At 67.1% G+C, this 23,663-nt stretch carries 20 protein-coding genes; 11 read left to right on the top strand and 9 right to left on the bottom strand.

Annotated elements, in window-relative coordinates; all coding sequences use genetic code 11:
* The first annotated feature begins 77 nt into the window (after positions 1-77).
* From LMF57_RS09190 to LMF57_RS09180, 3 genes are read left to right on the top strand one after another with little or no spacing between them, the layout of a single operon-like run.
* Entirely contained in the window at positions 78-848 is a 771-nt protein-coding gene (locus tag LMF57_RS09190; RefSeq protein WP_032975499.1) for an SDR family NAD(P)-dependent oxidoreductase, read from the top strand.
* Between the two features lie 49 nt (positions 849-897).
* Positions 898-1,464, top strand: coding sequence for an elongation factor P-like protein YeiP (gene yeiP, locus LMF57_RS09185; RefSeq protein WP_006363947.1), 567 nt, complete (start codon positions 898-900; stop codon positions 1,462-1,464).
* Positions 1,445-1,987 (top strand): hypothetical protein, encoded by a 543-nt coding sequence (locus LMF57_RS09180; protein ID WP_229291266.1) that lies wholly within the window; start codon positions 1,445-1,447, stop codon positions 1,985-1,987. The genes yeiP and LMF57_RS09180 overlap by 20 nt, the downstream gene beginning before the upstream one ends.
* 73 nt (positions 1,988-2,060) lie before the next feature.
* Here LMF57_RS09180 and LMF57_RS09175 read toward each other — a convergent pair whose 3' ends face one another.
* From LMF57_RS09175 to LMF57_RS09160, 4 genes are all read right to left on the bottom strand, one after another.
* Positions 2,061-2,765, bottom strand: a complete 705-nt coding sequence (locus LMF57_RS09175) for an MliC family protein (RefSeq protein WP_117310295.1) — start codon at positions 2,763-2,765, stop codon at positions 2,061-2,063.
* 84 nt (positions 2,766-2,849) lie between these two features.
* Positions 2,850-3,242, bottom strand: a complete 393-nt coding sequence (locus tag LMF57_RS09170; RefSeq protein WP_117310294.1) for a nuclear transport factor 2 family protein — start codon at positions 3,240-3,242, stop codon at positions 2,850-2,852.
* Positions 3,223-6,387 (bottom strand): multidrug efflux RND transporter permease subunit, encoded by a 3,165-nt coding sequence (locus tag LMF57_RS09165; RefSeq protein WP_117310293.1) that lies wholly within the window; start codon positions 6,385-6,387, stop codon positions 3,223-3,225. The genes LMF57_RS09170 and LMF57_RS09165 overlap by 20 nt, the downstream gene beginning before the upstream one ends.
* A gap of 21 nt (positions 6,388-6,408) precedes the next feature.
* Positions 6,409-7,557, bottom strand: a complete 1,149-nt coding sequence (locus tag LMF57_RS09160; protein ID WP_117310292.1) for an efflux RND transporter periplasmic adaptor subunit — start codon at positions 7,555-7,557, stop codon at positions 6,409-6,411.
* Positions 7,558-7,687: 130 nt separating this feature from the next.
* On the opposite strand from LMF57_RS09160, the gene LMF57_RS09155 reads away from it, so the two are divergent.
* Entirely contained in the window at positions 7,688-8,404 is a 717-nt protein-coding gene (locus LMF57_RS09155) for a response regulator (protein ID WP_117310291.1), read from the top strand.
* Positions 8,404-9,471, top strand: a complete 1,068-nt coding sequence (locus LMF57_RS09150) for an ATP-binding protein (protein ID WP_117310290.1) — start codon at positions 8,404-8,406, stop codon at positions 9,469-9,471. The genes LMF57_RS09155 and LMF57_RS09150 overlap by 1 nt, the downstream gene beginning before the upstream one ends.
* Here the strand turns inward: LMF57_RS09150 and LMF57_RS09145 are convergent.
* The 3 genes from LMF57_RS09145 to LMF57_RS09135 form a co-directional block, all read right to left on the bottom strand.
* A complete protein-coding gene (locus tag LMF57_RS09145; RefSeq protein WP_117310289.1) occupies positions 9,449-11,281 on the bottom strand; it encodes a DUF4105 domain-containing protein in 1,833 nt (610 codons plus the stop codon). The genes LMF57_RS09150 and LMF57_RS09145 overlap by 23 nt on opposite strands.
* A 40-nt stretch (positions 11,282-11,321) precedes the next feature.
* Positions 11,322-11,621 carry a DUF2388 domain-containing protein gene (locus LMF57_RS09140; RefSeq protein ID WP_117311895.1) on the bottom strand — a complete coding sequence of 100 codons (300 nt, stop codon included), beginning with the start codon at positions 11,619-11,621 and terminating at the stop codon, positions 11,322-11,324.
* A gap of 62 nt (positions 11,622-11,683) precedes the next feature.
* Positions 11,684-13,072 (bottom strand): FAD-binding oxidoreductase, encoded by a 1,389-nt coding sequence (locus LMF57_RS09135; RefSeq protein ID WP_117310288.1) that lies wholly within the window; start codon positions 13,070-13,072, stop codon positions 11,684-11,686.
* A 169-nt stretch (positions 13,073-13,241) separates the two neighbouring features.
* Between LMF57_RS09135 and serA the strand changes: the two genes are divergently transcribed.
* The gene (serA, locus tag LMF57_RS09130) at positions 13,242-14,483 is read left to right on the top strand and encodes a phosphoglycerate dehydrogenase (protein WP_117310287.1); all 1,242 of its coding nucleotides are present in this window, start codon (positions 13,242-13,244) and stop codon (positions 14,481-14,483) included.
* 70 nt (positions 14,484-14,553) lie between these two features.
* Here serA and LMF57_RS09125 read toward each other — a convergent pair whose 3' ends face one another.
* Positions 14,554-15,168: an NUDIX hydrolase gene (locus LMF57_RS09125; RefSeq protein ID WP_117310286.1), complete on the bottom strand. Its 615-nt coding sequence runs from the start codon at positions 15,166-15,168 to the stop codon at positions 14,554-14,556.
* 132 nt (positions 15,169-15,300) lie between these two features.
* Between LMF57_RS09125 and LMF57_RS09120 the strand changes: the two genes are divergently transcribed.
* The 5 genes from LMF57_RS09120 to mtnC all read left to right on the top strand — a co-directional run bounded on the left by LMF57_RS09120 (position 15,301) and on the right by mtnC (position 20,847).
* Complete coding sequence (locus LMF57_RS09120) at positions 15,301-16,776, top strand: amino acid permease (RefSeq protein ID WP_117310285.1); 1,476 nt, start codon at positions 15,301-15,303, stop codon at positions 16,774-16,776.
* A gap of 97 nt (positions 16,777-16,873) precedes the next feature.
* Positions 16,874-18,301: an amino acid permease gene (locus LMF57_RS09115; protein ID WP_208081621.1), complete on the top strand. Its 1,428-nt coding sequence runs from the start codon at positions 16,874-16,876 to the stop codon at positions 18,299-18,301.
* 556 nt (positions 18,302-18,857) lie between these two features.
* On the top strand, positions 18,858-19,499 hold the full coding sequence (locus tag LMF57_RS09110) for a methylthioribulose 1-phosphate dehydratase (protein ID WP_229291265.1): 642 nt from the start codon (positions 18,858-18,860) through the stop codon (positions 19,497-19,499).
* 91 nt (positions 19,500-19,590) lie between these two features.
* Entirely contained in the window at positions 19,591-20,148 is a 558-nt protein-coding gene (locus LMF57_RS09105; RefSeq protein ID WP_025874787.1) for an acireductone dioxygenase, read from the top strand.
* Between the two features lie 3 nt (positions 20,149-20,151).
* Positions 20,152-20,847 (top strand): acireductone synthase, encoded by a 696-nt coding sequence (gene mtnC, locus LMF57_RS09100; RefSeq protein WP_032975514.1) that lies wholly within the window; start codon positions 20,152-20,154, stop codon positions 20,845-20,847.
* A 148-nt stretch (positions 20,848-20,995) separates the two neighbouring features.
* Here the strand turns inward: mtnC and LMF57_RS09095 are convergent, their stop codons facing one another.
* Complete coding sequence (locus tag LMF57_RS09095; protein WP_229291264.1) at positions 20,996-23,614, bottom strand: glycoside hydrolase family 2 protein; 2,619 nt, start codon at positions 23,612-23,614, stop codon at positions 20,996-20,998.
* Between the last annotated feature and the right edge of the window lie 49 nt (positions 23,615-23,663).

The raw sequence follows: 23,663 nt of genomic DNA, 5'->3' as shown, positions 1-23,663 counted from the left end.
CCGGCGGCGCAGTGCACAACAGCGGCTGCCGTCGGTTCCGTTAGAATCGGCGGTTCTTGAACCTGCAGGACCGTGCAATGCAGCTGTCTTCCGTACGTGCCGTGATCACTGGCGGCGTCTCCGGCCTCGGCCTGGCCGTGGCCCAGCACCTGGTTGCCGAGGGCGGCAAGGTCGCCCTGTTCGACCTCAACGACGCCAAGGGCGCGGCCGCTGTTGCCGGCCTGGGGCAGGACAACGCCCGCTATTTCAACGTCAACGTCAGTGATGAAGCGTCCGTGTCGGCGGCCATCGACCAGGCCTGCGATTTCCTCGGCGGCCTGAATGTCGCCATGAACTGCGCCGGCATCCTCGGCGCTGGCCGCGTGCTGGGCAAGGAAGGCCCGATGCCGCTGGCCGGGTTCCAGGGCACGGTGATGGTCAACCTGGTCGGCAGCTTCAATGTCGCCAAGGCCGCAGCCAACCGCATGCAGCACAACGAGGCCGGCGTGGACGGCGAGCGCGGCGTCATCATCAATACCGCCAGCGTTGCTGCCTACGAAGGCCAGATCGGCCAGGCCGCCTACTCCGCCTCCAAGGGCGGCGTGGTGGCGATGACCCTGCCGATGGCCCGCGAGCTGTCGCGCTTCGGCATCCGCGTCAACACCATCGCGCCGGGCGTGTTCTGGACACCAATGGTCGATGGCATGCCCGAAGCCGTGCAGGAATCGCTGGCCGCATCGATCCCGTTCCCGTCGCGCCTGGGCAAGCCGGAAGACTTCGCCAGCCTGGTCGGCCACATCCTGGGCAACACCTACATCAACGGCGAGACCATCCGCCTGGACGGCGCCACCCGGCTCGCTCCGAAGTGATTCCCCCCGGGCGCCGGGACGGCGCCCTCCCCCAACGACCAACATCATCATGAAAGCCAACGACATCAAGAAGGGCAACGTCGTCGAGTTCAACAACGGCGTCTACCAGATCCGCGACATCGAGCGCAGCTCGCCGCAGGGTCGCGGCGGCAACGTCCGCTTCCGCTTCATCATGTACAGCGTGCCGGGCGGCAACAAGCTCGACGCCAGCTTCGATGCCGACGACAACCTGGTCGAAGTCGAACTGCTGCGCCGCCAGTCCACCTACTCGTACAAGGACGGCGATGCATTCGTGTTCCTGGACGACGAGGACTACACCCCCTACACCCTGGACGCGGACGTGATCGGCGATGACGCCGGCTACATCACCGACGGCCTGACCGGCATCTACGTGCAGGTGATCGACGAGCAGCCGGTGGCCATCCAGCTGCCGGCCTCGGTGGTGCTGGAAGTGATCGAGACGCCGCCGGAACTGAAGGGCGGCACCGCCACCAAGCGCCCGAAGCCGGCCAAACTCAACACCGGCATCGAGATCATGGTGCCGGAGTACATCGTCAACGGTGAGCGTGTGCTGGTGAACACCGCCACCGGCGAATTTGCCGGCCGCGCCGATTAACCGCGCTGCGCTGATCGCCTGCCTGTCCCTGCTCGTGGCGTGCTCGCCGCAGGCAGCGGACAGCACCGGTGACGTCGCCGCGGACGCGGTGACGCAGCCCGCCGCAGCGGACACCCCTGCCGCTGCGGTTGCACCGGCTGCAGATGAAGCAGATGCTGCGGCGACGCTGGCAGGTAGCCCCGAGGAGGAGCAACAGGCGCGGGCTGCGGCCGGTTGCAGCGTCCCCAACGACGTCGCTTTCCTGCAGGACATCCGCATCTACTGCGACATGCCCGCCGATGTGCAGGCCTTCATCGCACGGGAGAACAGCTGCCAGCATTTTGCCGGCGAAGAACCCTACGACGACGCCCGCCGTCGCGAGCTGGAGGCCGCAACTGCCAGGTTCTGCGACGATCGAAAGAAGATCTTTGCCGGCCTGGTGGCCCGCCATCGCGATGACTGCGCGATCCGGCAGGCGTTGATCGGCGTGAACCTGCGCTACGACCTGTCTCCGGATCTGGGTCTGAAGCCCTGCGAGGGCTGACGGAAAAAAAGGGGACGGAGGGGATTACATCGTTCATGGCACAAACGACGTCATCCCCTCCGTCCCCTTTTTCTTATTTGCCGCCGAAGTTGCCGCAGCCGTGGTACTGGCGCGTGCCCACGGCCAGCATCGCCTTGGCCTCGAATGTCTCGCCACTCATGTCGTCCTGGCAGGTGGTGCGCTGGAAGCTCAGCTTGATGTCGGTGCCATCCGCCGCCTTGCCCACCCAGCCATCCGCACCCTCGGTCGGTTTGGCGACGGTGAAGCGGCGCTCGCCGTAATCCACATCCACCTGCAGGCCCGGCGTATCGCCGTCGACGACGGCCAGCCAGCCCGGCTCGTTGCCGGTGGCACGGAACGCCGCGTTACCGGCACTGCCATCGCCCTCGGTTGCCTCCACCGCGGTGCATTCGCGGTCCGCCTCGCCCTTCAGGCTGAGCAGCGCGTCGTCATTGCCGCGGGTCCAGAAGCTGTTGCCCTTGCCGTCGGCATACTTTGCACCGGAGGCTGCACGTTCGGAGGACATCGCGAAACTGCGCCCGCCAATCACAACCGTCGCTGCCTCCTCTCCGTTGAAGGTCGCGCGCGCATCAAGGTCGCCGCAGCGATAGAGGGTTTGGTTGCCGGCGCCATCGCCGCCGCCATCAGCAGCGGCGGCCACCGGCGCCGGCGTTGCGGCCGCATCGCCTGCATTGCTGGCGGCCGGCGTCTGTGCCGGTTGACAGGCACTCAACACCAGGCCCAGGGAAGCCGCCATCAGGCTGGGAAGTACACGCATGGCTCGACTCCTTGTCGACACTTCAGGAACCGGGAAACGTACCACCTGCATGCAGAAGGGGGCCTGAAAGCTGCATGACCCTGTTCAGCCTGCCAGCACCGCCATCGACAGCAGCTGCGCGCCGCTGACACCGGAAGCGCTTGTCCAGACGCGCAGCAGGCGCAGGCGCTGCACGTGTTCGCGTCCCCGCCAATGCACATGCAGCTGAACATCACTGGACAACAACGCCAGCCGACCACACAGCAGCGTCTCCACCGCATGGGCCTGCAGCGCATGAATCTGCAGATGCCCTTGCTGCCAGTCCCTCAACCAGGGCAGGTCGAGCACCCGCCCGCCCTGCCCGTCCATCATGAACAACACCGGTGACAGCAGCGCAGTGGCTGCGCCATGGTCGCCGTCCAGCAGCGCATCGCGCAGCTGCTGCTCCAACACGCGCAGCTGCGCCTCGTACAGGCCCTCAGGGTTCCTGCTTTCCATCCACCTGCCTTCCATCTACGCTCCCTCCCGGCGCCGGCCGGCGTCGGCGCAGGCGCTGCCCAAGCCACTGCTGCGCCCCCTGCACCACCACATAGAACACCGGCACGAAGAACACGGCCAACACGGTCGCACTGACCATGCCGCCGAACACACCGGTACCGATGGCCTGTTGCGTTTCCTTTGAAGCCCCCTGCGCCAGCATCAGCGGCACCACGCCCAGCGCGAACGCCAGCGAGGTCATCACGATCGGTCGCAATCGCAGGCGTGCTGCTTCGATGGTCGCCTCGACCAGACCGCGTCCCTGCTGTTGCAGTTGGCGGGCGAACTCGACGATCAGGATCGCGTTCTTCGCCGAAAGTCCGATCACCGTGATCATGCCGACCTTGAAGAACACGTCATTGGGCATCCCGCGCAGCAACACCGCAGCAACAGCGCCGAGCAGGCCCAACGGCACCACCAGCATCACCGCCAGCGGGATCGACCAGCTCTCGTACAGTGCCGCCAGCACCAGGAACACCACCAGCATCGACAGCAGCAGCAACCACGGCGCCTGCGCGCCGGACTCACGCTCCTGCAGCGACTGGCTGGTCCACTGCAGGGCGAAGCCCGGTGGCAGCTGCTGGGCAAGGCGCTCCATCTCGACCATCGCCTGGCCGGTGGACACCCCGCCTGCGGGTGCGCCGGACAGGTTCAATGCCGGGAACCCCAGGTAACGTTGCAGCTGCAGCGGCGCCTCGGTCCAGTGCGGGGTGACCAGCTCGGAGAGCGCCACCATGCCGCCCTGGCTGTTGCGGACATACAGCTTCAACACGTCCTCCAGCTGCATCCGGTACGGCGCATCGGCCTGCATGATCACCTGCTGCATGCGCCCGCGATTGGGAAAATCGTTGACGTACTGCGAGCCCATTGCCGCCGACAACGTGGCACTGATGTCGGTGAACGCCACGCCCATCGCTTCGGCCTTGGCGCGATCGATGTCCAGCCGGACATTGCTGCCCGCCGGCAGTCCATCGGCATTCACTTCGGCCAGCAACGGACTTGCCTCTGCCAGTTTCAGCAGCTGCTGCAGGGCAGCGCGCAGCTCGGCCTGGCCCTGTCCGGTACGCGCCTGCAGCGCCAGCGAGAAGCCGGAGGAACGGCCAAGGCTGTCGATGGCCGGCGGCATCACGCTCATCACCTCGCCTTCCGGGACCGTTGCCATGGCCTGCTGCGCCGCCTTCACCTCGTCCGATGCGGTGCTGCCGCCGCGTTCACCCCAGTCCTTCAACATGGTGTAGGTCAGCGCCGCACTGGGGCCGGAACCGGAAAAGCTGTAGCCGAGGATGGCCTGGTTGGACGCGATCGCCGGCCGCGACGCGACATGCTGTTCGTAGGCTTCGACCACCGCCAGCGTACGCTCGGCGGTTGCTTCGGCCGGCAGCTGGATGGAAGTCATGAAATAGCCCTGGTCCTCTTCCGGCAGGAACGCACCCGGCAACCAATGCAGGCCGATCAGCAGCGCCACCAGCAAGGCCGCGAACAGGCCCATCACCCGGCCACTGCGCCGCAGTACGGCCGCCACGCCCTGCTGGTAACGCCCGGTCATCCGCTCGAAGCCGCGGTTGAACGCACCGAACACGCCGCCGCGGCCATGGTGACCACGTGTGCCCTGCCGCAGCAGCGTCGCGCAGAGCGCCGGGGTCAGGCTCAGCGCCAGCAGTGCCGAGAACAGGATGGACACCGACATCGCCACGCTGAACTGGCGGTAGATCGCACCAACCGAACCACTGGCCAGCGCCATCGGGATGAACACCGCCGTCAGCACCAGGGTGATGCCGATCACCGCACCGGTCAGCTCACGCATCGCCTTGATCGTGGCCTCGCGCGGCGGCAGTCCCTCTTCGGCCATGATCCGCTCCACGCCCTCGACCACCACGATCGCGTCGTCAACAATGACGCCGATCGCCAGCACCATGCCGAACATGGTCAATACGTTGATCGAGAAACCCAGCGCCAGCATCACCGCGAAGGTGCCCAGCAGCGCGATCGGCGCGACCAGGGCGGGGATCAGCGTGTAGCGCCAGTTCTGCAGGAACAGGTACATCACTGCAAACACCAGCAGCATCGCCTCGATCAGGGTCTGCAGCACCTTCTGGATCGATACTTTCACGAAGGGCGCGGTATCGAACGGAATGCTGGATTCGACACCGTGCGGCAGCAGCGGCTGAAGGTCGGCCATGCGTTCGCGCACCGCCGTGGCGGTACGCACCGCATTCGCACCGGGGCGCAGCTGCACGCCGGCGGCCGTCGCCGGATAGCCATCTTCGCGCGTGCCCCAAGCGTAGCTCTGCGCGCCCAGTTCGACCCGGGCGACATCGCCAAGCAGCACGCGCGAACCATCGGCACCGGCGCGCAGCACGATCGCCGCGAACTGCCCGGGCGTGGACAGCTGGCCTTCGGCACTCAAGGGCACGGTGATGCGCTGGCCGGGAACACCGGGCGAATCGCCGATGCGGCCCGGCGAGATCTCCAGGTTCTGCTGCTCGATCGCGCTGGCGACATCGCCCATGGTCAGGCCGTAGCCGGTCAGGCGGGTCGGGTCCAGCCAGATCCGCATCGCCTGTTCGGCGCCGAACAGCTGCACGCGGCCGACGCCGTCGATGCGCCGCAGCTCCTCGATGATGTTGCGCGCCATGAAATCGCCCAGCGCCGCTTCGCTGACACTGCCATCGGGTGAGCGCAGGCCCACCAGCATCAGGAACCCGGAGTCGGCCGCCTCCACGAACAGGCCATTCTGGCGCACGCTGCGCGGCAGGCGCGGCTCGATCGCCTTGATCCGGTTCTGCACGTCCACCTGCGCCAGCTCAGGGTCGGTGCCTGGCTTGAAGGTGGCGGTGATCGACGCTTCACCGGAGGTGTCCACCGACGATTCGAAGTACAGCAGATGCTTGACGCTGGACAGCTCGCGCTCGATCAGGCCGACCACCGCATCATTCAATGTCTGCGGGCTGGCGCCGGGATAGCTGGCATAGATGCTGACGCTGGGCGGTGCGACCGCCGGGTAGCGCTCGACCGCCAGCCGCGGAATGGCCAGCACGCCGGACAGGATGACGAAGATCGCCAGCACCCAGGCAAATACCGGGCGATCGATGAAGAAGCGAGCCATGTCGTAGGTTCCTGGAAGGGCTCAGCCCTGGCGTTCGGATGTCGGCGGTGCGCTGGCACTGGCGACCGGCGCCTGCCAGTCGCGCGGATCGACCAGCACGCCTTCCTGCAGGCGCTCCTGGCCTTCCACCACCACCTTCTCGCCGGCCTTCAGGCCGTGCCGCACCAGCCATTGCCGGTTGACGCTGCCGTCCACCTCCAGCGTGCGGATCACCGCCTTGCCATCGGCGGCGATGACCCAGGCATAGGCCTGGCCACCGGCGCTGCGCAGCACTGCCTGCTGCGGCAGCAGCAACGCGCTGGCCGGCGCACCACGCGGCACCCGGGCACGTACGTACATGCCCGGCAACAACTGCCGCTCCGGGTTGTCGACCAGGATGCGCAGGATCACGTCGCCGGTGCGGGCATCGACATTGACACCGGAGAACAGCAGCCGGCCGCGCTCGGGCAGCGGCGTACCCGCCGCGGCGATGATCGTCACCGGCAACTCGCCGTCCACCGCGCTGCGCTGCAGGGACTGCAGCTGCGAAGCAGGCTGGCGCACGTCCACGTAGACCTGGTCGATCTGCTGCACCACCGCCATCGGTTCGGCGTCGGCGACGCCGACCAGTGCACCTTCGGTCACCAGTGCCTGATCGATGCGGCCATCGATCGGTGCACTGACCGTGGCGTAGCGCAGGTCAAGCTGGCGCCGCGCAAGGATCGCGCGCGCCTCGTTGACCGCTGCCCGGGCCTGCTCATGCTCGGCACTGGCATCGTCGCGGTGCTGCTGGCTGACCGCCTGCGCGGCCGCCAATGCCTGCAGCCGCTGTGACTGCACGCGGCTGCGACCCAGCGCCGCCTCGGTGCGCTGCAGGGCCGCCAGCGCCGAATCGACGTCGGCGCGGAACGCCGCCGGGTCGATCTGGAACAGCGGTTGACCTGCATGTACTTCCGCCCCCTGCTCGAACATCCGGCGCTGCACGATGCCGCCGACCTGCGCACGGATCTGCGCGGTGCGCACCGCCGCCACCCGGCCAGGCAGCTCATCATCGCGCTGCACCACCTGCGGGCCAACGGTGACCACGCTGACACGCGGCGCGGCTTCGACGGCGGGTTCGGGGCGGGAACAGGCCGTCATGGCCAAGGCGAAGGCCGCGACCAGCGCGACCGGAGTCCTGAAGGTTCTCATTGCTGTGCACAGTGCCGCAGACGCGGCTGAGGAATCATGAAGCGCGCAGTGTGCGTGGCGATGATGGGGTTTCGATGGAGGAAGTGTGGAGATACGATGGAGGACAAGCACCTTCCGGCCTCGCCTTGCCATGCACGCCTCCCCTGCCCTCGCGGCGCTGGTCCTGATCGTCGAGGACGAAGCCGAGATCGCCGACATCCTCACTGCCTATCTTGAACGCGAAGGCCTGCGCACCCTGCGTGCGGCCGATGGCCAGATCGCCCTGGACCTGCATCGCAGCATGCGCCCGGACCTTGTGCTGCTGGACGTGCAGCTGCCGCGACTGGATGGCTGGAGCGTGCTGACCCAGCTGCGCCAGCGCGGCGAAACGCCGGTGATCATGCTGACCGCGCTGGACCAGGATCTGGACAAGCTGACCGCGCTGCGGATGGGCGCCGATGACTATGTGGTCAAACCGTTCAACCCGGCGGAGGTGGCGGCACGCGTCCGTGCAGTACTACGGCGTACGCTGCGCAGCTCGCGTGCCGATGCCCCCAGCGCCCTGCGCGTGGGCCCGCTGCTGATCGATACCGCCACCCACGCGGTGCATGTGGAAGGCGACGGCTACAGCCACGAGCTGCTGCTGACCCTCACCGAGTTCAAGCTGCTGCATTGCATGGCATTGGCCCCGTCACGGATCTTCAGCCGCAGCGAGCTGATGCACGAATGCCTGCCGGAAAGCGAAGCGCTGGAGCGCACCGTGGACAGCCATGTCAGCAAGCTGCGGCGCAAGCTGGACGAAGTGGGCCTCACCCAGATTCCGGCCAGCGTGCGCGGTGTCGGCTACCGATTGATGGCCGACCGCTGATGCGCCGCTCCGGGCTCAGCCGGCACATCATCGTGTCGATGTCGCTGATGGTCGTTGGCGTCATCGTGATGGTGATCCTCTCTTCCTGGCTGCTGTACGCCGTACTGATCGAGTTCTTCCCGGCCAGCGCCGAAGAGCCGGAAGGTTGGCTGCCAAGTGGACCGGAGCTGGCGTGGATGGTCGGGGTGATCCTGACCGGTCTGGCGCTGGCGATCGCTGCCTCGTTCCGACTGGCCCACCGCATCCTGTCGCCGCTCAATTCATTGGTGGGCAGCGTGCGCGCGCTGGCTGGCGGCGATCTCGGCGCGCGCGCCACGGCCGAGGCCAACTCGCCCGGCGAGGTCGCAGCGCTGGTGGACGATTTCAACGCAATGGCACGCCGCCTGCAGCATATGGAAAGCGAACGGGTGATGTGGCACGCGGCCATCGCCCATGAACTGCGCACACCGGTGACGATCCTGCGCGGCCGCCTGCAGGGCCTGGCCGAAGGCGTGTTCCAGCCCGATGAGTCGCAGTTCCGCAGCCTGCTGGCGCAGGTCGAGGGCCTGTCACGGCTGATCGAGGACCTGCGGGTGTTGAGCCTGGCCGACAACGCCCGCCTCGACGTGCGCCGCGCCCGTACCGATGTGGTGGCCGAGGTGCATTCGGTGATGACCCTGGTGGATCCCGCGTTCCGCAGCGCCGGCTTCGTGCTGGAGCTGGAAACCAGCCGCGAGGAACACCCCGCCCATTGCGACCCGACGCGGTTGCGGCAAGCGCTGCTGGCCTTGCTGGAAAACGCGCGCCGCTATGCCAACCCGGGCAAGGTACGCATCGCCGTGCATGACACCGTGGCCCATGTACAGGTGGCGATCGAAGACGAAGGCCCGGGCATCGACCCGGCCCTGCATGCGGACATCTTCAATCCATTCATGCGCGGTGACGGCTCACGATCGCGCCTGGGCGGTGGCAGTGGCCTCGGCCTGGCGGTGGTCAAGGCCATCGCCGATGCGCACGGCGGCCAGGTCTACTGCACCCCGGGCACCAGCGGCGGCAGTCGTTTCATCATCGAGCTGCCGCGCCAGTAGGCGGCACTGCGGCCGCCTGCTCGCGCACGTGCGCGCCCAGCGCAGCGAGATTGCGGTCGATCTCATCCAGCTCACGTCGCTGCGATTGCGGCAACTGCGCGCGCAGCTGCACGCGCAGTGCCTGCCAGGCGGGTACCGCCTGTGCGCTGGCAGCGGCCGCGGCCCGTGCCACCTCCGCCTGCTCGTCCGCCTGCGGCAGGCCGTAGCCAGCGTCGGCCAGCAACTGGCCCGGCCGCAACCACTGCCCGCTCTGTTCCAGCAACGCGCGCAGCGAGCGGGTAGCGCTGCTGTCCGGGTTGGCCAGCAACCGTCGCTTCAGTGCATCGCGCGCACGCAGCTCCGCGCGCCGCTGCGCCGCCTGTTCCAACAGCAGCAGGCCGGCACTGGCACGCACATCACCGCGCAGCAGCCACGGGGCGCGCTGTTGCGCCGGCAGCGCCAGCCATGCGCGCACATCGCGCGCCGGCAACGCCATCTGCGCGGCGGCAACCGTGAACAACTGCTGGTAGTGGTCGCGCGCGGAAGCAAAGTAGTAGCCCTGCGCCTGGGCCCGCACGGGATCGGCCAGCACCTGCTCGTCCAGCGCATGCAGGCGCGCCAGGCGGCGGCGCAGCCCGCGCGGGCTCAGCTGTGCCAGGCCGGCTTCGCCCAGGCGCGGAACACCGGCCTGCAACAGCTTCGCCGTCTCCACCGCGCAGTTGTTGCTGACGAAGTAATAGCGACCGTCATAGCTCCAGTGCACCTGGGCGGTGCGCTCGAGCAGGCTGGCGATCTCGCTGCGGTCCAGCTGCAGCGGCAGCGAGGCCAGTCCGCGCAGTTCGACCTTGGTGTATTCGTCCACCACCTGCTGCAGCGGCAGCACGAACAGGCGCGAAGGATAGCCACCGGTCAGGCCCCGCCAGTTGGAAATCTGCACATCGCCGACGAAGGCGCGGAAGGACAGCACCCGATGATGCTCCAGGTCCAGCCTGCAGTCCGGGCCCGGCGCGCGGCCGGGACGGCAGATCACCAGCCGCAGCATGCTGTGGCCCCAGCGGCTCATCGGCTGCGCACTGCCTTCGGCGAACAGGTAGTCCACGGCATACACCCGCGCCGGGTCCAGTGCGAGCAGCGATGCAGCGCCCTCTTCCGCATCGGCCTGCAGCAGCGGAACGGTGCCCGCACAGTGCGGCGCGGGCAGCGACGGCGGCGTACCGAAATGCGCCTGGTACCACTGCGCCAAGGCCGGACGACGGCAGGCGAACACTGCATCGAGCAGAAAGTGTTCGGCGTTCACCGCCAGGTACTCGGCCGGGTCGGTCAGTTCGTAGGCATCGGGAATGCGGTCGCGGAAGGCGTTGTCACCGCGGCCCAGATGCCAGGGCTTTCGCTGCCAACCTGCAAGATCACGCCAACGGGCGCTGCGTGACCAGTGCGCCCACGTGCGGTCGGCAACATGGGTCAGTTCGTGCACCAGCGCACTGCGCCGGGCGCGTCGGGCACCGGCCACATCGTCATCCAGCAGGTCGCGGCGCAGCGCGATGCCCCCGGCGAAGGCACGGCCATGCACGTTGGCGGGCAGGTCGTCACGCCAGCCGACCTGCACCTGCGCGGGCAAGGCTCGCAGCAGGCCGTCGGGCAGCAACGACTGCACATCCGCCAGTGTCTGCATTGCGACCTGCTCCTGCGCCGGGCTCAGCCCGGCCGGGTCCAGCTGCAGGCGGTCGGCGGCATGGGCTGCTGGAATGGCCAGCCACGCCAACGCAGCGAGCCAGCCCATCCGCCTCCGTCGCGTTGGGCCATGGCCGGCAGCGTTCCACGCAGATGTCATGAGGTTGCCGGCCAGCGGCCGGCACTACCCGGGCGCTGGATCAACGCGCCAGCAGGGCGCGAGCCAGCTGCAGATCGCTCTGCTGCTGTGCAGCTGCATCCTGCTCACGCAGGTGCACCAGTGCCGCCTGCAGGCGCGCGCCACGGATCTGGCCATCGCTGGCGACAAACGCAGCCGCATCATCACGGGCAGCCAGCACCACCTTGTCATCGCCGGAACTGCTGCCCGAGGAACCCGAAGAGGCGCCCGTCGCCGAACCGGCCGAGGTTCCGGCAAAACTCGAAGCGATGCCGGCCAGCGGCAGGGACAACAGGGCAAGCAGCAGGAACGGACGGATCATGGTCAGGGAGTTCATCGATTGGGTGGGTGGAGCGTAACGGCTGGGTGAAGACTTTGCCCGTGTCAAAGGTCGAACAATTTGCCGGGATTCAGCCGCCCTTCGGGATCGAACGCGCGCTTGACCGCCTTCATCAGTGCGATCTCGGCCGGTCCACGGGTGCTGTCCAGGTAGCCCTTCTTGACCAGGCCGATACCGTGCTCGGCCGAAATGCTGCCATTGAAGCGCGTCAGCACCTGCGCCAGCAGCTTGGTGACATGCTCGCACTGGCTTACGAAGTCCGCATCGCGGGTGCCGTCCGGCTTGAGCACGTTGATGTGCAGATTGCCGTCGCCGATGTGGCCGAACCAGACCACGTCGAAATGCGGGTAGGCCTCGCCGATCAGCGCCTGGGTCTCGGCCAGGAACGCCGGCATCGACGAGATCCGCACCGAGACATCGTTCTTGTAGGGCTTGTAGCGCGCCAGCGCCTCGGTGATGCCCTCGCGCAGGCGCCACAGCTGCGCCGCCTGGGCATCGCTGGCACTGATCACGCCGTCGCTGACCCAGCCGTTGCCCATGCAGTCCTCGAAGGCCGCCATCGCCGCCGCCTCCTGCGCCTCGTCACCGGCAGCAAACTCGGTCACCACGTAATAGGGGTGCACTTCATCGAACGGCGCCTGCGCGCCATGGGCCAGAACATGTTCCAGCGCCCGGTCGGTGAAGAATTCAAAGGCCTGCAGCTGCAGCCGCGCACGGAAGGCGGCGAACACCTGCATCAGCACGTCGAAGCTGGGCAGCGCCAGCAGCATCACGTTGCTGGCCGGCGGCGGGTCGGTGAGCTTCACCGTGGCTTCGACGATCACGCCCAGCGTGCCCTCCGATCCGATCAGCAGCTGGCGGAAATCGTAGCCGCTGGAGTTCTTGATCAGGCCCTTGTTGAGCTCGAGCAGTTCGCCCGTGGCGGTAACCACTTTCAGTCCGGCGATCCATTCACGGGTATTGCCGTAGCGGATCACCCGGATGCCACCGGCATTGGTGGCGATGTTGCCGCCGATCGAGCACGACCCGCGCGCCGCGAAGTCCACCGGATAGATGAGGCCATGTTCAAGGGCCGCGTTGTGCAGCGCCTCCAGCGGCATGCCGGCCTGCACCACCAGGGTGCGGTCGACCGCATCGTAGTCCAGCGCCTTGTTCATCCGCTCCAGGCTCAGCACCAGCTCGCCATTGGCCGCTACCGCACCGCCGGAAAGGCCGGTGCGACCGCCGGAGGGAACCACCGCCACGCCCTCGGCCGCGGTCCAGCGCATCACCGCCTGCACTTCGTCAACCGTGGCCGGCAAGGCGATCGCCAGCGGCGCCGGTGTCCAGCGCCGGGTCCAGTCGCGGCCGTAATGCTCCAGGTCGGCAGGGTCGGTCTTCAGCTTCAGGCCGGGACAGGCCTGCTGCAACGAGGCGATGCGGGAATCGGTCATGACGGTCCAGCGCGGGGCGTGAAGAACGGGCAAGCGTGCCAGTGGCCGGGCCCAGCGTCCAGCCCTGCAGAGCCTTCAATAGCTGCAGTTGCAACCAATTGCGCACTGCACCATGGGCGTTGCGATCTGGCATAGTGGTCAGCCCCTGTCCCACTGGCCGTGCCGCCCCATGTCGCCGAAGAAGACCTCGTTCCCGAAGCAGGATATCCGCGTGCTGTTGCTGGAGGGGGTCAGCCAGACCGCCGTGGAGGTGTTCAGCGCCGCCGGCTACAGCCAGATCGAGGCGCACACCAAGGCTCTTCCCGAGGACGAGCTGAAGGCGCGCATCGCCGAAGCCCACATCGTCGGCATCCGCTCGCGCACCCAGCTCAGTGCCGAGGTGCTGGCCGAGGCCAAGCGCCTGATCGCGGTCGGCTGCTTCTGCATCGGCACCAACCAGGTCGACCTGGATGCGGCCGAGCTGGCCGGCATTCCGGTATTCAACGCGCCCTACTCCAATACCCGCAGCGTGGCCGAACTGGTGATCGCCGAAGCGATCATGCTGACCCGCGGCATCCCGCAGAAGAACGCCGAATGCCATCGCGGCGGCTGGTCGAAATCGGCCAGCGGCAGCCATGAGGTGCGCGGCAAGGTCCTGGGCATCATCGGCTACGGGCACATCGGCACCCAGGTCGGCGTACTGGCCGAATCGCTGGGCATGCAGGTGATCTTCCACGATGTGGAAACCAAGCTGTCGCTGGGCAATACCCGTGCGGCGGCCAGCCTGGACGACCTGCTGGCGCGTGCTGACATCGTGACCCTGCACGTGCCGGAGACGCCGTCCACGCAGTGGATGATCGGCAGCACCGAGCTGGCGAAGATGCGCCGCGGCGCACACCTGATCAACGCCGCGCGCGGCACCGTGGTCGACATCGATGCGCTGGATGCTGCATTGGCCAGCGGCCACATCGGTGGCGCCGCACTGGACGTGTTCCCGGTCGAGCCGAAGGGCAACGGCGATATCTTCGAATCGCCGCTGACCCGCCACGACAACGTGATCCTGACCCCGCACGTGGGCGGCAGCACGCTGGAAGCGCAGGACAACATCGGCATCGAAGTGGCGGCCAAGCTGGTGCGCTACAGCGACAACGGCAGCACCCTGTCGGCGGTCAATTTCCCGGAAGTGACCCTGCCCGAGCACGCCGACAGCCTGCGCCTGCTGCACATCCACCAGAACGTGCCGGGCGTGCTGTCCAAGGTCAACGAGATCTTCTCGCGGCACAACGTCAACATCGACGGCCAGTTCCTGCGCACCGACCCGAAGGTGGGCTACGTGGTGATCGACATCACCGCCAGCGAGGAACAGGCCAGCGCGGTGCGTGACGAGCTGGCGGCGATCGCGGGCACGTTGAGGACGCGCATTCTGTATTGACCCTGGCACCGCGCCATCCACGCATGGCGTGGATCTACCGGTAGCGCCGGGCCATGCCCGGCGCAATGCATCAACGTGCCAGCCACCGGCGCGCCATGCGCTGCATCGATTCGTCCGACTGCGGATCGCTGGCGACCTCGCCCACCGGGCGCCAGGCCAGCTCCAGCGACTCCTCGCTGAGCACGAAATCCTCCCCTCCCAGCGCACGGATCACGAAACGCACGTCGTAGTGCCAGTGCCCCGGCACCTCCTTGCGCTCGGGAATCCAGTGCTTGTCGATATCGAAGATGGCCGGATCATCCAGCACCAGGCCGGTCAGGCCTGATTCCTCCTCGGCTTCCTTCAACGCTACCCGGGCCAGATCGCGGTCGCCGTCGGCGTGGCCACCCAGCTGCAGCCAGCGCTGCAGCTTGCGGTGGTGGGTCAGCAGCAGCCGTTGGCCATCGGCGCTGACCAGCCAGCAGCTGGCGGTGAAATGGCCGGCCAGGCGTTCGCGGCGGAATGCATCTTCCGCATCGTCGATCAATGTGCCGAATTCGGCAGCAAGGGCGTCGTGGGCGGGTTCTTTGCGCGCATAGTCATGCAGCAGGCCGCGCAAGCGATCGTCAAGTGCGGCAAGGGATTCGGTGGTTTCGCTCATGAATGCGGGGTGCCTGGAAAAATACCTGCCATTATCGCCGTTCATTGTTGCGTTTGCGCTTGTGCGGTGCCTTCAGCATTGGCTAAGGTACAGCGGGCCGTTCGCACGGCTTTCACGATTCCAGGCCGCCGGCAATGTACTGGCGGCCCTCCCAATCCGATCATCAGGAAGTACTGCATGCTGAAAGCTCTGTTGAGGGTCAAGCCGGTCGAACCGGCCGGGCACGTCGATGCCGGCGAACCCATCGAAGGCAGCCTGGATGGCGAAGCCACGTTGAAACGGACCCTCACGGCGAAACACCTCATCATGCTTGGCATTGGTGCGGTGATCGGCGCAGGCATTTTCGTCCTCACTGGCCAGGCCGCGGCCAACCACGCCGGCCCGGCGGTCATGCTGTCGTTCGTGTTCGCCGGCATCGCCTGCGCGCTGGCCGGCCTGTGCTACGCCGAGTTTGCAGCGATGATGCCGGTCTCCGGCAGCGCCTACTCCTACTCCTACGCCACGCTTGGCGAGGGCATGGCCTGGTTCATCGGCTGGTGCCTGGTGCTGGAGTACCTGTTCGCCTCGGCCTCGGTCGCGGTGGGCTGGTCGGCGTACCTGATCAGCTTCATCACCACCACGCTGCACATGCCGTTCCCGGACGCGCTGAGCGCGGCGCCGATCGCCTGGAACGGGCACGAGTTCGCCGCCTCCGGCAAGCTCTTCAATCTGCCGGCGGTACTGATCGTGGCGGCGGTGACCGGCCTGCTGTACGTCGGCGTGACCCAGTCCGCGTTCGTCAACGCGATCATCGTCGCCATCAAGGTCTTCGTGATCTGCCTGTTCGTGGGCATCGGCGCGGCCCACGTGGACCCAGCCAACTGGCACCCGTTCATCCCGGAAAACACCGGCGTGTCCGGCGAGTTCGGCTGGAGCGGCGTATTCCGCGCGGCCACCATCGTGTTCTTCGCCTACATCGGCTTCGATGCGGTCTCCACCGCGGCCGGTGAAACCAAGGACCCCCAGCGCAACATGCCGATCGGCCTGCTCGGCTCGCTGGCGGTGTGCACGCTGGTCTACATCATTGTCTGCGCGGTGCTGACCGGCATGCTGCCCTACCACCTGCTGGGCACGGACAAGCCGGTGGCCACCGCGCTGGAAGCCTACCCGAGCCTGTCCTGGCTGAAGACCGCAGTGGAAATCGGCGCGATCGCCGGCCTGTCCTCGGTGGTGCTGGTGATGATGATGGGCCAGACCCGCATCGCCTACACCATCTCGCGCGATGGCCTGCTGCCGAAAGTGTTCGGCAAGGTCCACAAGCGCTTCCGCACGCCGTACTGGGCCACGATCGTGGTCGGCGTCATCGCCGCGTCGCTGGCCGGCCTGGTGCCGCTGAACGTGCTGGGCGAACTGGTTTCCATGGGCACCCTGCTGGCCTTCGCCACGGTCTGCATCGGCGTGCTGATCCTGCGCTACACCCGCCCGGAGCTGCACCGCCCGTTCCGCGTGCCGCTGGTGTGGGTGATCTGCCCGCTGGGCGCGCTGTCGTGCCTGTTCCTGTTCTGGCAGGCGTTCGTGGTGCACTGGCACCTGTTCGTAGGCTGGACCGTGCTGGGCCTGCTGATCTACTTCGGCTACGGCATGCGCCACAGCAAGCTGGCCAAGTCGCCCTGATCCTCGCGACGGGCCGGCCCCTGCGCCGGCCCGTCGATATCCGCAAGCATTTCCGCCCGCGCCCGGTCACCGGGCGCATCGCACAAGACCACCACACATGTTCAAGCAACTGTGGGCCACCAAGCATCCGCATGCCGCCCATGAAGACGCCAACGGCCTGAGCCTGCGTCGCCACCTCGGCCCCTGGGGCCTGACCGCGCTCGGCATCGGCGCGGTGATCGGCGGCGGCATCTTCGTCATCACCGGCCAGGCCGCCGCCAACCACGCCGGTCCGGCCATCATGCTCTCGTTCGTGCTGGCCGCGATCTGCTGCGCCTTCTGCGCCCTGGCCTATGCCGAGTTCGCGGCGATGGTGCCGGTGTCCGGCAGCGCCTATACCTATACCTATGCCACCTTCGGCGAGCTCTCGGCCTGGTTCATCGGCTGGATGCTGGTGCTCGAGTACGGCGTCTCCGCCTCGGCGGTGGCGGTCAGCTGGACCGGGTATTTCCTCAGCCTGCTCAGCCATTTCGACATCCATCTACCGGCGGCGCTGGTCAGCGCCCCTTTGGACGCGCAGCTGCGGCCCACCGGCGCCATCGCCAACATTCCCGCTGCGATCCTTGTGCTGCTGCTGACCTGGCTGTGCTACGTCGGCATCAGCAAATCCTCGGCGATGAACATGGCCATGGTCATCCTCAAGACCGGGCTGATCGTGCTGGTGATCGTGGTCGGCTGGAAGTACGTGGACACCAGCAACTGGACCCCGTTCATCCCGGCCAACGAAGGCCCCGGCAAGTACGGCATGGAAGGCGTGCTGCGTGGCGCGGCGATGGTGTTCTTCGCCTACATCGGCTTCGAAGCGGTATCGGTGGCCGCGCAGGAATCACACAAGCCACAGCGTGACATGCCGATCGGCATGATGCTGTCGCTGGTGATCTGCACGGTGCTGTACATCGCGATGGCCGCAGTCATGACCGGCCTGGTGCCCTACCAGCTGCTGGGCACCGATGAGCCGGTGGTCACCGCCGTGGCCGCGCATCCGCAGCTGGGCTGGTTGCGGGTGGTGGTGGAAATCGGTGCGTTGATCGGCCTGTCCTCGGTGGTGCTGGTGATGATCATCGGCCAGCCGCGCATCTTCATGATCATGGGCCGCGACGGCCTGTTGCCGCCGGTGTTCACCAAGATCCACCCGACGTACCGCACGCCGCATATCAACACCGTCATCACCGGCATCGGCATCGCCCTGCTGGCGGCGCTGTTCCCGCTGGACATCCTCGGTGAACTGACCTCGATGGGCACGCTGATCGCCTTCGCGGCGGTCTGTGCCGGCGTACTGATCCTGCGCCGCACGCAGCCGGACCTGCCGCGCCCGTTCCGCATTCCGGGTGCATGGCTGGTCTGCAGCCTGGGCGTGATCAGCTGCCTGGCGCTGCTGTCGGCGATGACGCTGCACAACTGGATGCTGATGGGCGTGTGGACGTTTGTCGGCTTCGTGATCTACTTCTTCTACGGGTTCAAACACAGCCGCCTGCGCGGGAAGTAGGGTTTTCTGCATCGCAGGGCCTGCGGCCCTGCACCCGCCGTTGAAGCCGAAGCAACGGCAACAGCTGGGCTGAGGGTTTGGCGGGGCGGGTTGGATTCGCGGGGGACGCCGTGAATCCGTCCCTGGAGGCTTGGCCGCGGCATCCATGCCGCGGACACCCCCGCGAACCCAACCCGCCCCACCTCCGACAGTCTCCTGCCCCGTCCGGTAGATCCACACCATGCGTGGATGAAGCGTTCCGGGAAATGAATGTTCTGGGACGAGTCTACTGTAGAGCGGAGCCATGCTCCGCTCCGAGCACGCGCAGCGAAGCGACCCGCTTTCGCTTTCGCTTTTCCTTCTCCACTCCGTGGCTGGCCGCCCGCAGGAACCTGTCAGGGGCGGGTCGGGTGGGCCGTGCAGGGGCGTTGGCGCCATGGATGGCGCCATCGAGCTTACAGGGACGTACTTGCAGCGTCCCCTGCACGGCCCACCCGACCCGCCCACCCCATGAACCGCTCTACGCGACCAGCCACGAGGGGCTCAGCCGTTGGCCGAATCCAGTAAAATCGCCTCCATGAACGCCCCCACCTTCCCCTACGACACCGCGCGCCTGAGCGAACTGGCCCAGCTGCTGATCGACAACGTCCGCGAACTGGCCCAGGCCGGCTGGACCCCGGCCACCAGCAGCAACTTCTCCCACCGCCTGGATGACCGCCACGCCGCGATCACCGTCTCCGGCAAGGACAAGGGCCGCCTGATCGAAGACGACATCATGGTCGTGGACTTCGACGGCAAGGCCGTCGGCCGCCCGCTGCGCCCGTCTGCCGAAACCCTGCTGCATACCCGGCTGTATCGCCGCTTCCCGGAGATCGGCTGCGTGCTGCATACGCATTCGCCGGTGCAGACCATCGCCTCGCGCCTGTATGCACCGCAGGGCCATATCCGGGTGGAAGGCTACGAACTGCTGAAGGCCTTCGCGGGCAACAGCACCCACGAGATGGCCATCGACATCCCGGTGTTTGCCAACACCCAGGACATGGACGTGCTCTCGGCCCAGGTCGACGCCCTGCTCGACACGCAGAACCTCTGGGGCTACCTGATCGACGGCCATGGCCTGTACGCCTGGGGCCGCGACATGGCCGAGGCGCGGCGGCACATGGAAGCGTTCGAATTCCTGCTGCACTGCGAGCTGGAGCTGCGCAAGCTGCGCAGCTGAAGTTTCCGGCACGGCCAGATGCCGATCCGGAATCAGGCCATCAATGCCACCCTGCTACCCTGTCCTTCCCCGAGACGTTCAAGCTGCCGCCATGAGCCGACTGCGCATCTACGACGATACCCATCCCGAATCGCCGCTGCTGGACACCCAGGACGGCGCGATCATCGCTGCCGAACTGCAGAAGATCGGCGTCACCTTTGAACGCTGGCAGGCCACCGCGCCGGTCGCCCCGGGCGCAAGCCAGGACGAAGTGTTCGCCGCCTACCGCGCCGACATCGACCGCCTGGTTGCCGAACGTGGCTTCAAGAGCGTGGACGTGGCCTCGATCGCCCCGGACAACCCGAACCGTGCCGAGCTGAGGAAGAAATTCCTCGACGAACACTTCCACAAGGAAGACGAAGTACGCTTCTTCGTCGCCGGCTCGGGCCTGTTCACCCTGCACGTGGGCGACAAGGTCTACGAGATCGAGTGCGTGAAGGATGACCTGATCGCCGTGCCCGACGGCACCACCCACTGGTTCGACATGGGCGATGAGCCCAGCTTCGTGGCGATCCGCTTCTTCACCGAGCCGGATGGCTGGGTCGGTCACTTCACCGGCACCGACATCGCGCAGAAATTCCCCCGTTACATTCCGACCCAGGCGTCCTGATCAATGCAGCCCCGCGTCATCCTGACCGACATCGAAGGCACCACCAGCAGCATCTCGTTCGTCAAGAACGTGCTGTTCCCGTACGCACGCCAGGCGCTGCCCGGCTTCGTCGCCGACCATGGCCAGCAACCGGAGGTGCGTCGCTGGCTGGACGCGGTCGCCACCGAGATCGGCGGCGCCTGCCAGGACAGCCTGGTGGCCGAGACGCTGCAGGGCTGGATCGACCAGGACCGCAAGCACACCGCACTGAAGGCCCTGCAGGGGCTGATCTGGGACGCAGGCTACCGTCGTGGCGACTACACCGCGCACTTCTACCCGGAGGTAGCGCCGGTGTTGAAGGGGTGGCACGCCTCGGGCCTGCCGCTGTATGTGTACTCCTCCGGCTCGGTGCCGGCACAGAAGCTGTTCTTCGGCTTCAGCGACGCGGGTGACCTCAGTCCGCTGGTGTCGGGCTGGTTCGATACCGAAGTCGGTGGCAAGCGCGAGGCCGACAGCTACCGCCACATCGTGCAGGCCATCGGCGTTCCCGCTGGCGAGATCCTGTTCCTGTCCGACGTGGTCGAGGAACTGGACGCCGCCCGCGAAGCCGGGCTGCAGACACGCCTGATCGATCGCCTGGACGACTACCCGATGCCGCGCATCGGCGACGCCGCCAACGGCCATGATCGCGTCGAGAACTTCCAGCAGATCCAGCTGTAAAGCGCCGCCCCGCTGCGCCCGCCGGGCATGGCCCGGCGCTACCGGGCACCGGCTCCGGTAGAGGCCAACCTTGGTTGGCGATTGGGGCCCCGCGCCAGAAGCGTGCCAACCAAGGTTGGCACCTGCCAAGGCGGGTAGACGGCGCTGCTCATCGATCGTTGAGGGTCTTCACCTTCAACGCCTCGCGCAGCGCAGCCAAGTCCACCGGGCCACGCACGGCGATGTCGCGGGTTTCGCCCGGCAGCAGGTCCAGCAGGTTGTCTTCCACCTGCACGTCGAGCGCGCCGAAATCGATCCAGGCCGCGCGCACCAGCGCAGCGCTGTGCAGCCGCAGGCGATAGTGGTCACCGTCGATCGCCAGCGTTGACGTCAACTGCTGGCGTGGCAGCACCTGGTCCTTGGCTTCAACGAAGCCGACCACCTGCCGCGCCGTCACCTTGCCATCCTGCAGCAGCTCGAACACCGCCACCGTCCGCGCCGGATCGGCACCGGCCAGCAGCTCGGCATCCGCGTAGGTGCCGATATCGGTCACCCCGGCGGCGGTCAGGGTCATCGCCTGCTCGCGACGGCGCAGCACCTTGCCCTCAACGTCCATCACCCGCAGGCGCCAACGTGCATCCAGTGCGGCACCATCGTTGATCAGGCGCACGCGGGTACTGCCTTCATCGCGCAGTGCGGCCACCGCAACCGGCGCGAAGAAGCGCCGCGCGGCATAGTGCAGCGCCTTCCAGCGACCGAAGTAGTCCACGCTCGACCACGATGCTCCCGGCCAGACATCGTTGAGCTGCCAGTACAGCGAGCCCATCGTGTAGGGCCGCGAAGCGCGATGGTGCAGCGCCGCCAGGGCGATGCCATCGGCCTGCATCACCTGGCTCAGGTAGACGAAGTCCTCGAAGTCCTTCGGCGTGCCATAGCCCAGCTCGATGTAATGCAGCAGGCGTGTATTGCCCTCGCCGGCCATGAACTTCTGGTGCGCACGGATCACCGGGCTGTCTATGCGCTGTTCGGCACGGGTGGCAATCTGGTCCACCGTCGCCACCGCCGGCCAGGCCTGCAGGCCGTACTCGGACATGAAGCGCGGGGTCTCGCGCAGATACGCCTGCACCGGCAATGCCGGATTGCCCCACACCTGCCAGTAATGCTTGTCGCCACGGGTGGAGTCGTTGGCCTTCTCGTCCAGGTCGTTGCTGGGCGAACTGGACCAGTAAGGCACGCCCAACCCATCTTCGCTCACCACCTGGCGCAGGTCGTTGCCGAACAGGTCGACGTAGCCCTGCCAGACCTTCGCTGCGAACGCCGGATCAGCTGCCTTCAGGTCGCGGCCATGGCCCCAGTCCTTCCACGCCGTCTCTTCCTCGTTGTTGCCACACCACAGCACGATGCTGGGATGGTGGCGCAGCCGGCGCACGTTGTCGCGCGCCTCGGCCACCACGCTGGCGCGGAATGCCGGGTCGTAACCCGGTTGCATGCCACCGCCGAACATGAAGTCCTGCCAGACCAGCAGGCCCAGTTCGTCGGCGATGTCGAAGAACGCATCGTCTTCGTAGTAGCCGCCGCCCCAGTTGCGCAGCATGTTCATGTTGGCATCGCGCGCGGCGACCAGCACCTGGCGCAGGCGCGCAGCATCAACGCGCGCGGGAAAGGCGTCGAAGGGGATCACGTTCGCGCCCTTGGCGAAGATCGGCATCCCGTTGATGACGAAGGCGAAGCCCTGCCCTCCCTTGTCGTCCTGCTCGCGGCGCAGTTCGACGGTGCGCAGGCCAATGCGCTGTTCGCGTGCCAGCACCGGATCGGCACTGCCGTCCAGGCGCGCCTGCACGGTGTAGCGGTCCTGCGCACCATGGCCGACCGGCCACCAGCGCCGCGGCTTGGCCAGTTCAACCGGCACGTCCACGCTGTTCCGGCCGGCCTTCAGTTCGATCGTGCGCTGCACCCGTGCGACGCTGCGGCCGTCGGGATCCCGCACCTCCACGTCCACCGCCACCGGACCGGCGACCGCGTCCTGCTCCACCTGCAGCACTACGGCCAGTTTTGCCTTTTCTGCATCAAGCGCATCAGTGCGTACGGCCAGGTCGGTCAACCGATGCGCACCCCATGCCTGCAGGTCAACGCCCCGCCAGACGCCGGCAGTGACATAGCGCGGGCCCCAGTCCCACCCGAAGTGGTACGCCGGCTTGCGCGCGAAGTTGCCAATCATCGCGTCCTTGGGTTCATCACCGTAGGGCGAAGGATAATTGCCGGCAATCCTGTGCGGCATCGCCTGCACGCCGGGCAGCAGCGTGCGGATCGGCGAACGGAACACGATCTGCAGCTCATTGCCCTTCGCACGCAGGCGACCTTCGACGCGGGCGCGCCAGGTGCGGTGGGCATTGTCGGCGCGCAGCAGCGGCTTGCCGTTGAGCGTCACCTCGGCATAGGTGTCCAGACCGTCGAAGCGCAGCTCGGCGTGGGCCTTGGCCAAGCTGGCAGCGTCCACATCGAAACGGGCGCGGTACTCCCAGTCGGCCAGACCGATCCACTGCAGCTCGGCTTCTGGCGCGCCAACGTAGGGATCGCGGATCAGCTCATGCGCCAGCAGATCGGTGTGCACGCTGCCTGGCACCGTGGCTGCGCGCCACTGCTGCAGGCCAGGATGGGCCGCGCCCTGCGCGTCACCGGGCAGCAGCCGGAACTCCCATTGCGCCTGCAGCGGTGCGGCGCCTGCCGGGAAGGCGCCAAGGGCGATCATCAACAGCAGCAGACGGACAGCGAGGGGAAGGCGATGCACGTGGTGCTCCTGTTTTTCCGCCGGCTATGACCCGGCGCTACCAATGCCA

Source organism: Stenotrophomonas sp. SI-NJAU-1, assembly GCF_020883215.1.
Taxonomy (GTDB): Bacteria; Pseudomonadota; Gammaproteobacteria; order Xanthomonadales; family Xanthomonadaceae; genus Stenotrophomonas; species Stenotrophomonas indicatrix.
This window is presented reverse-complemented; position numbering and strand designations above follow the sequence as displayed.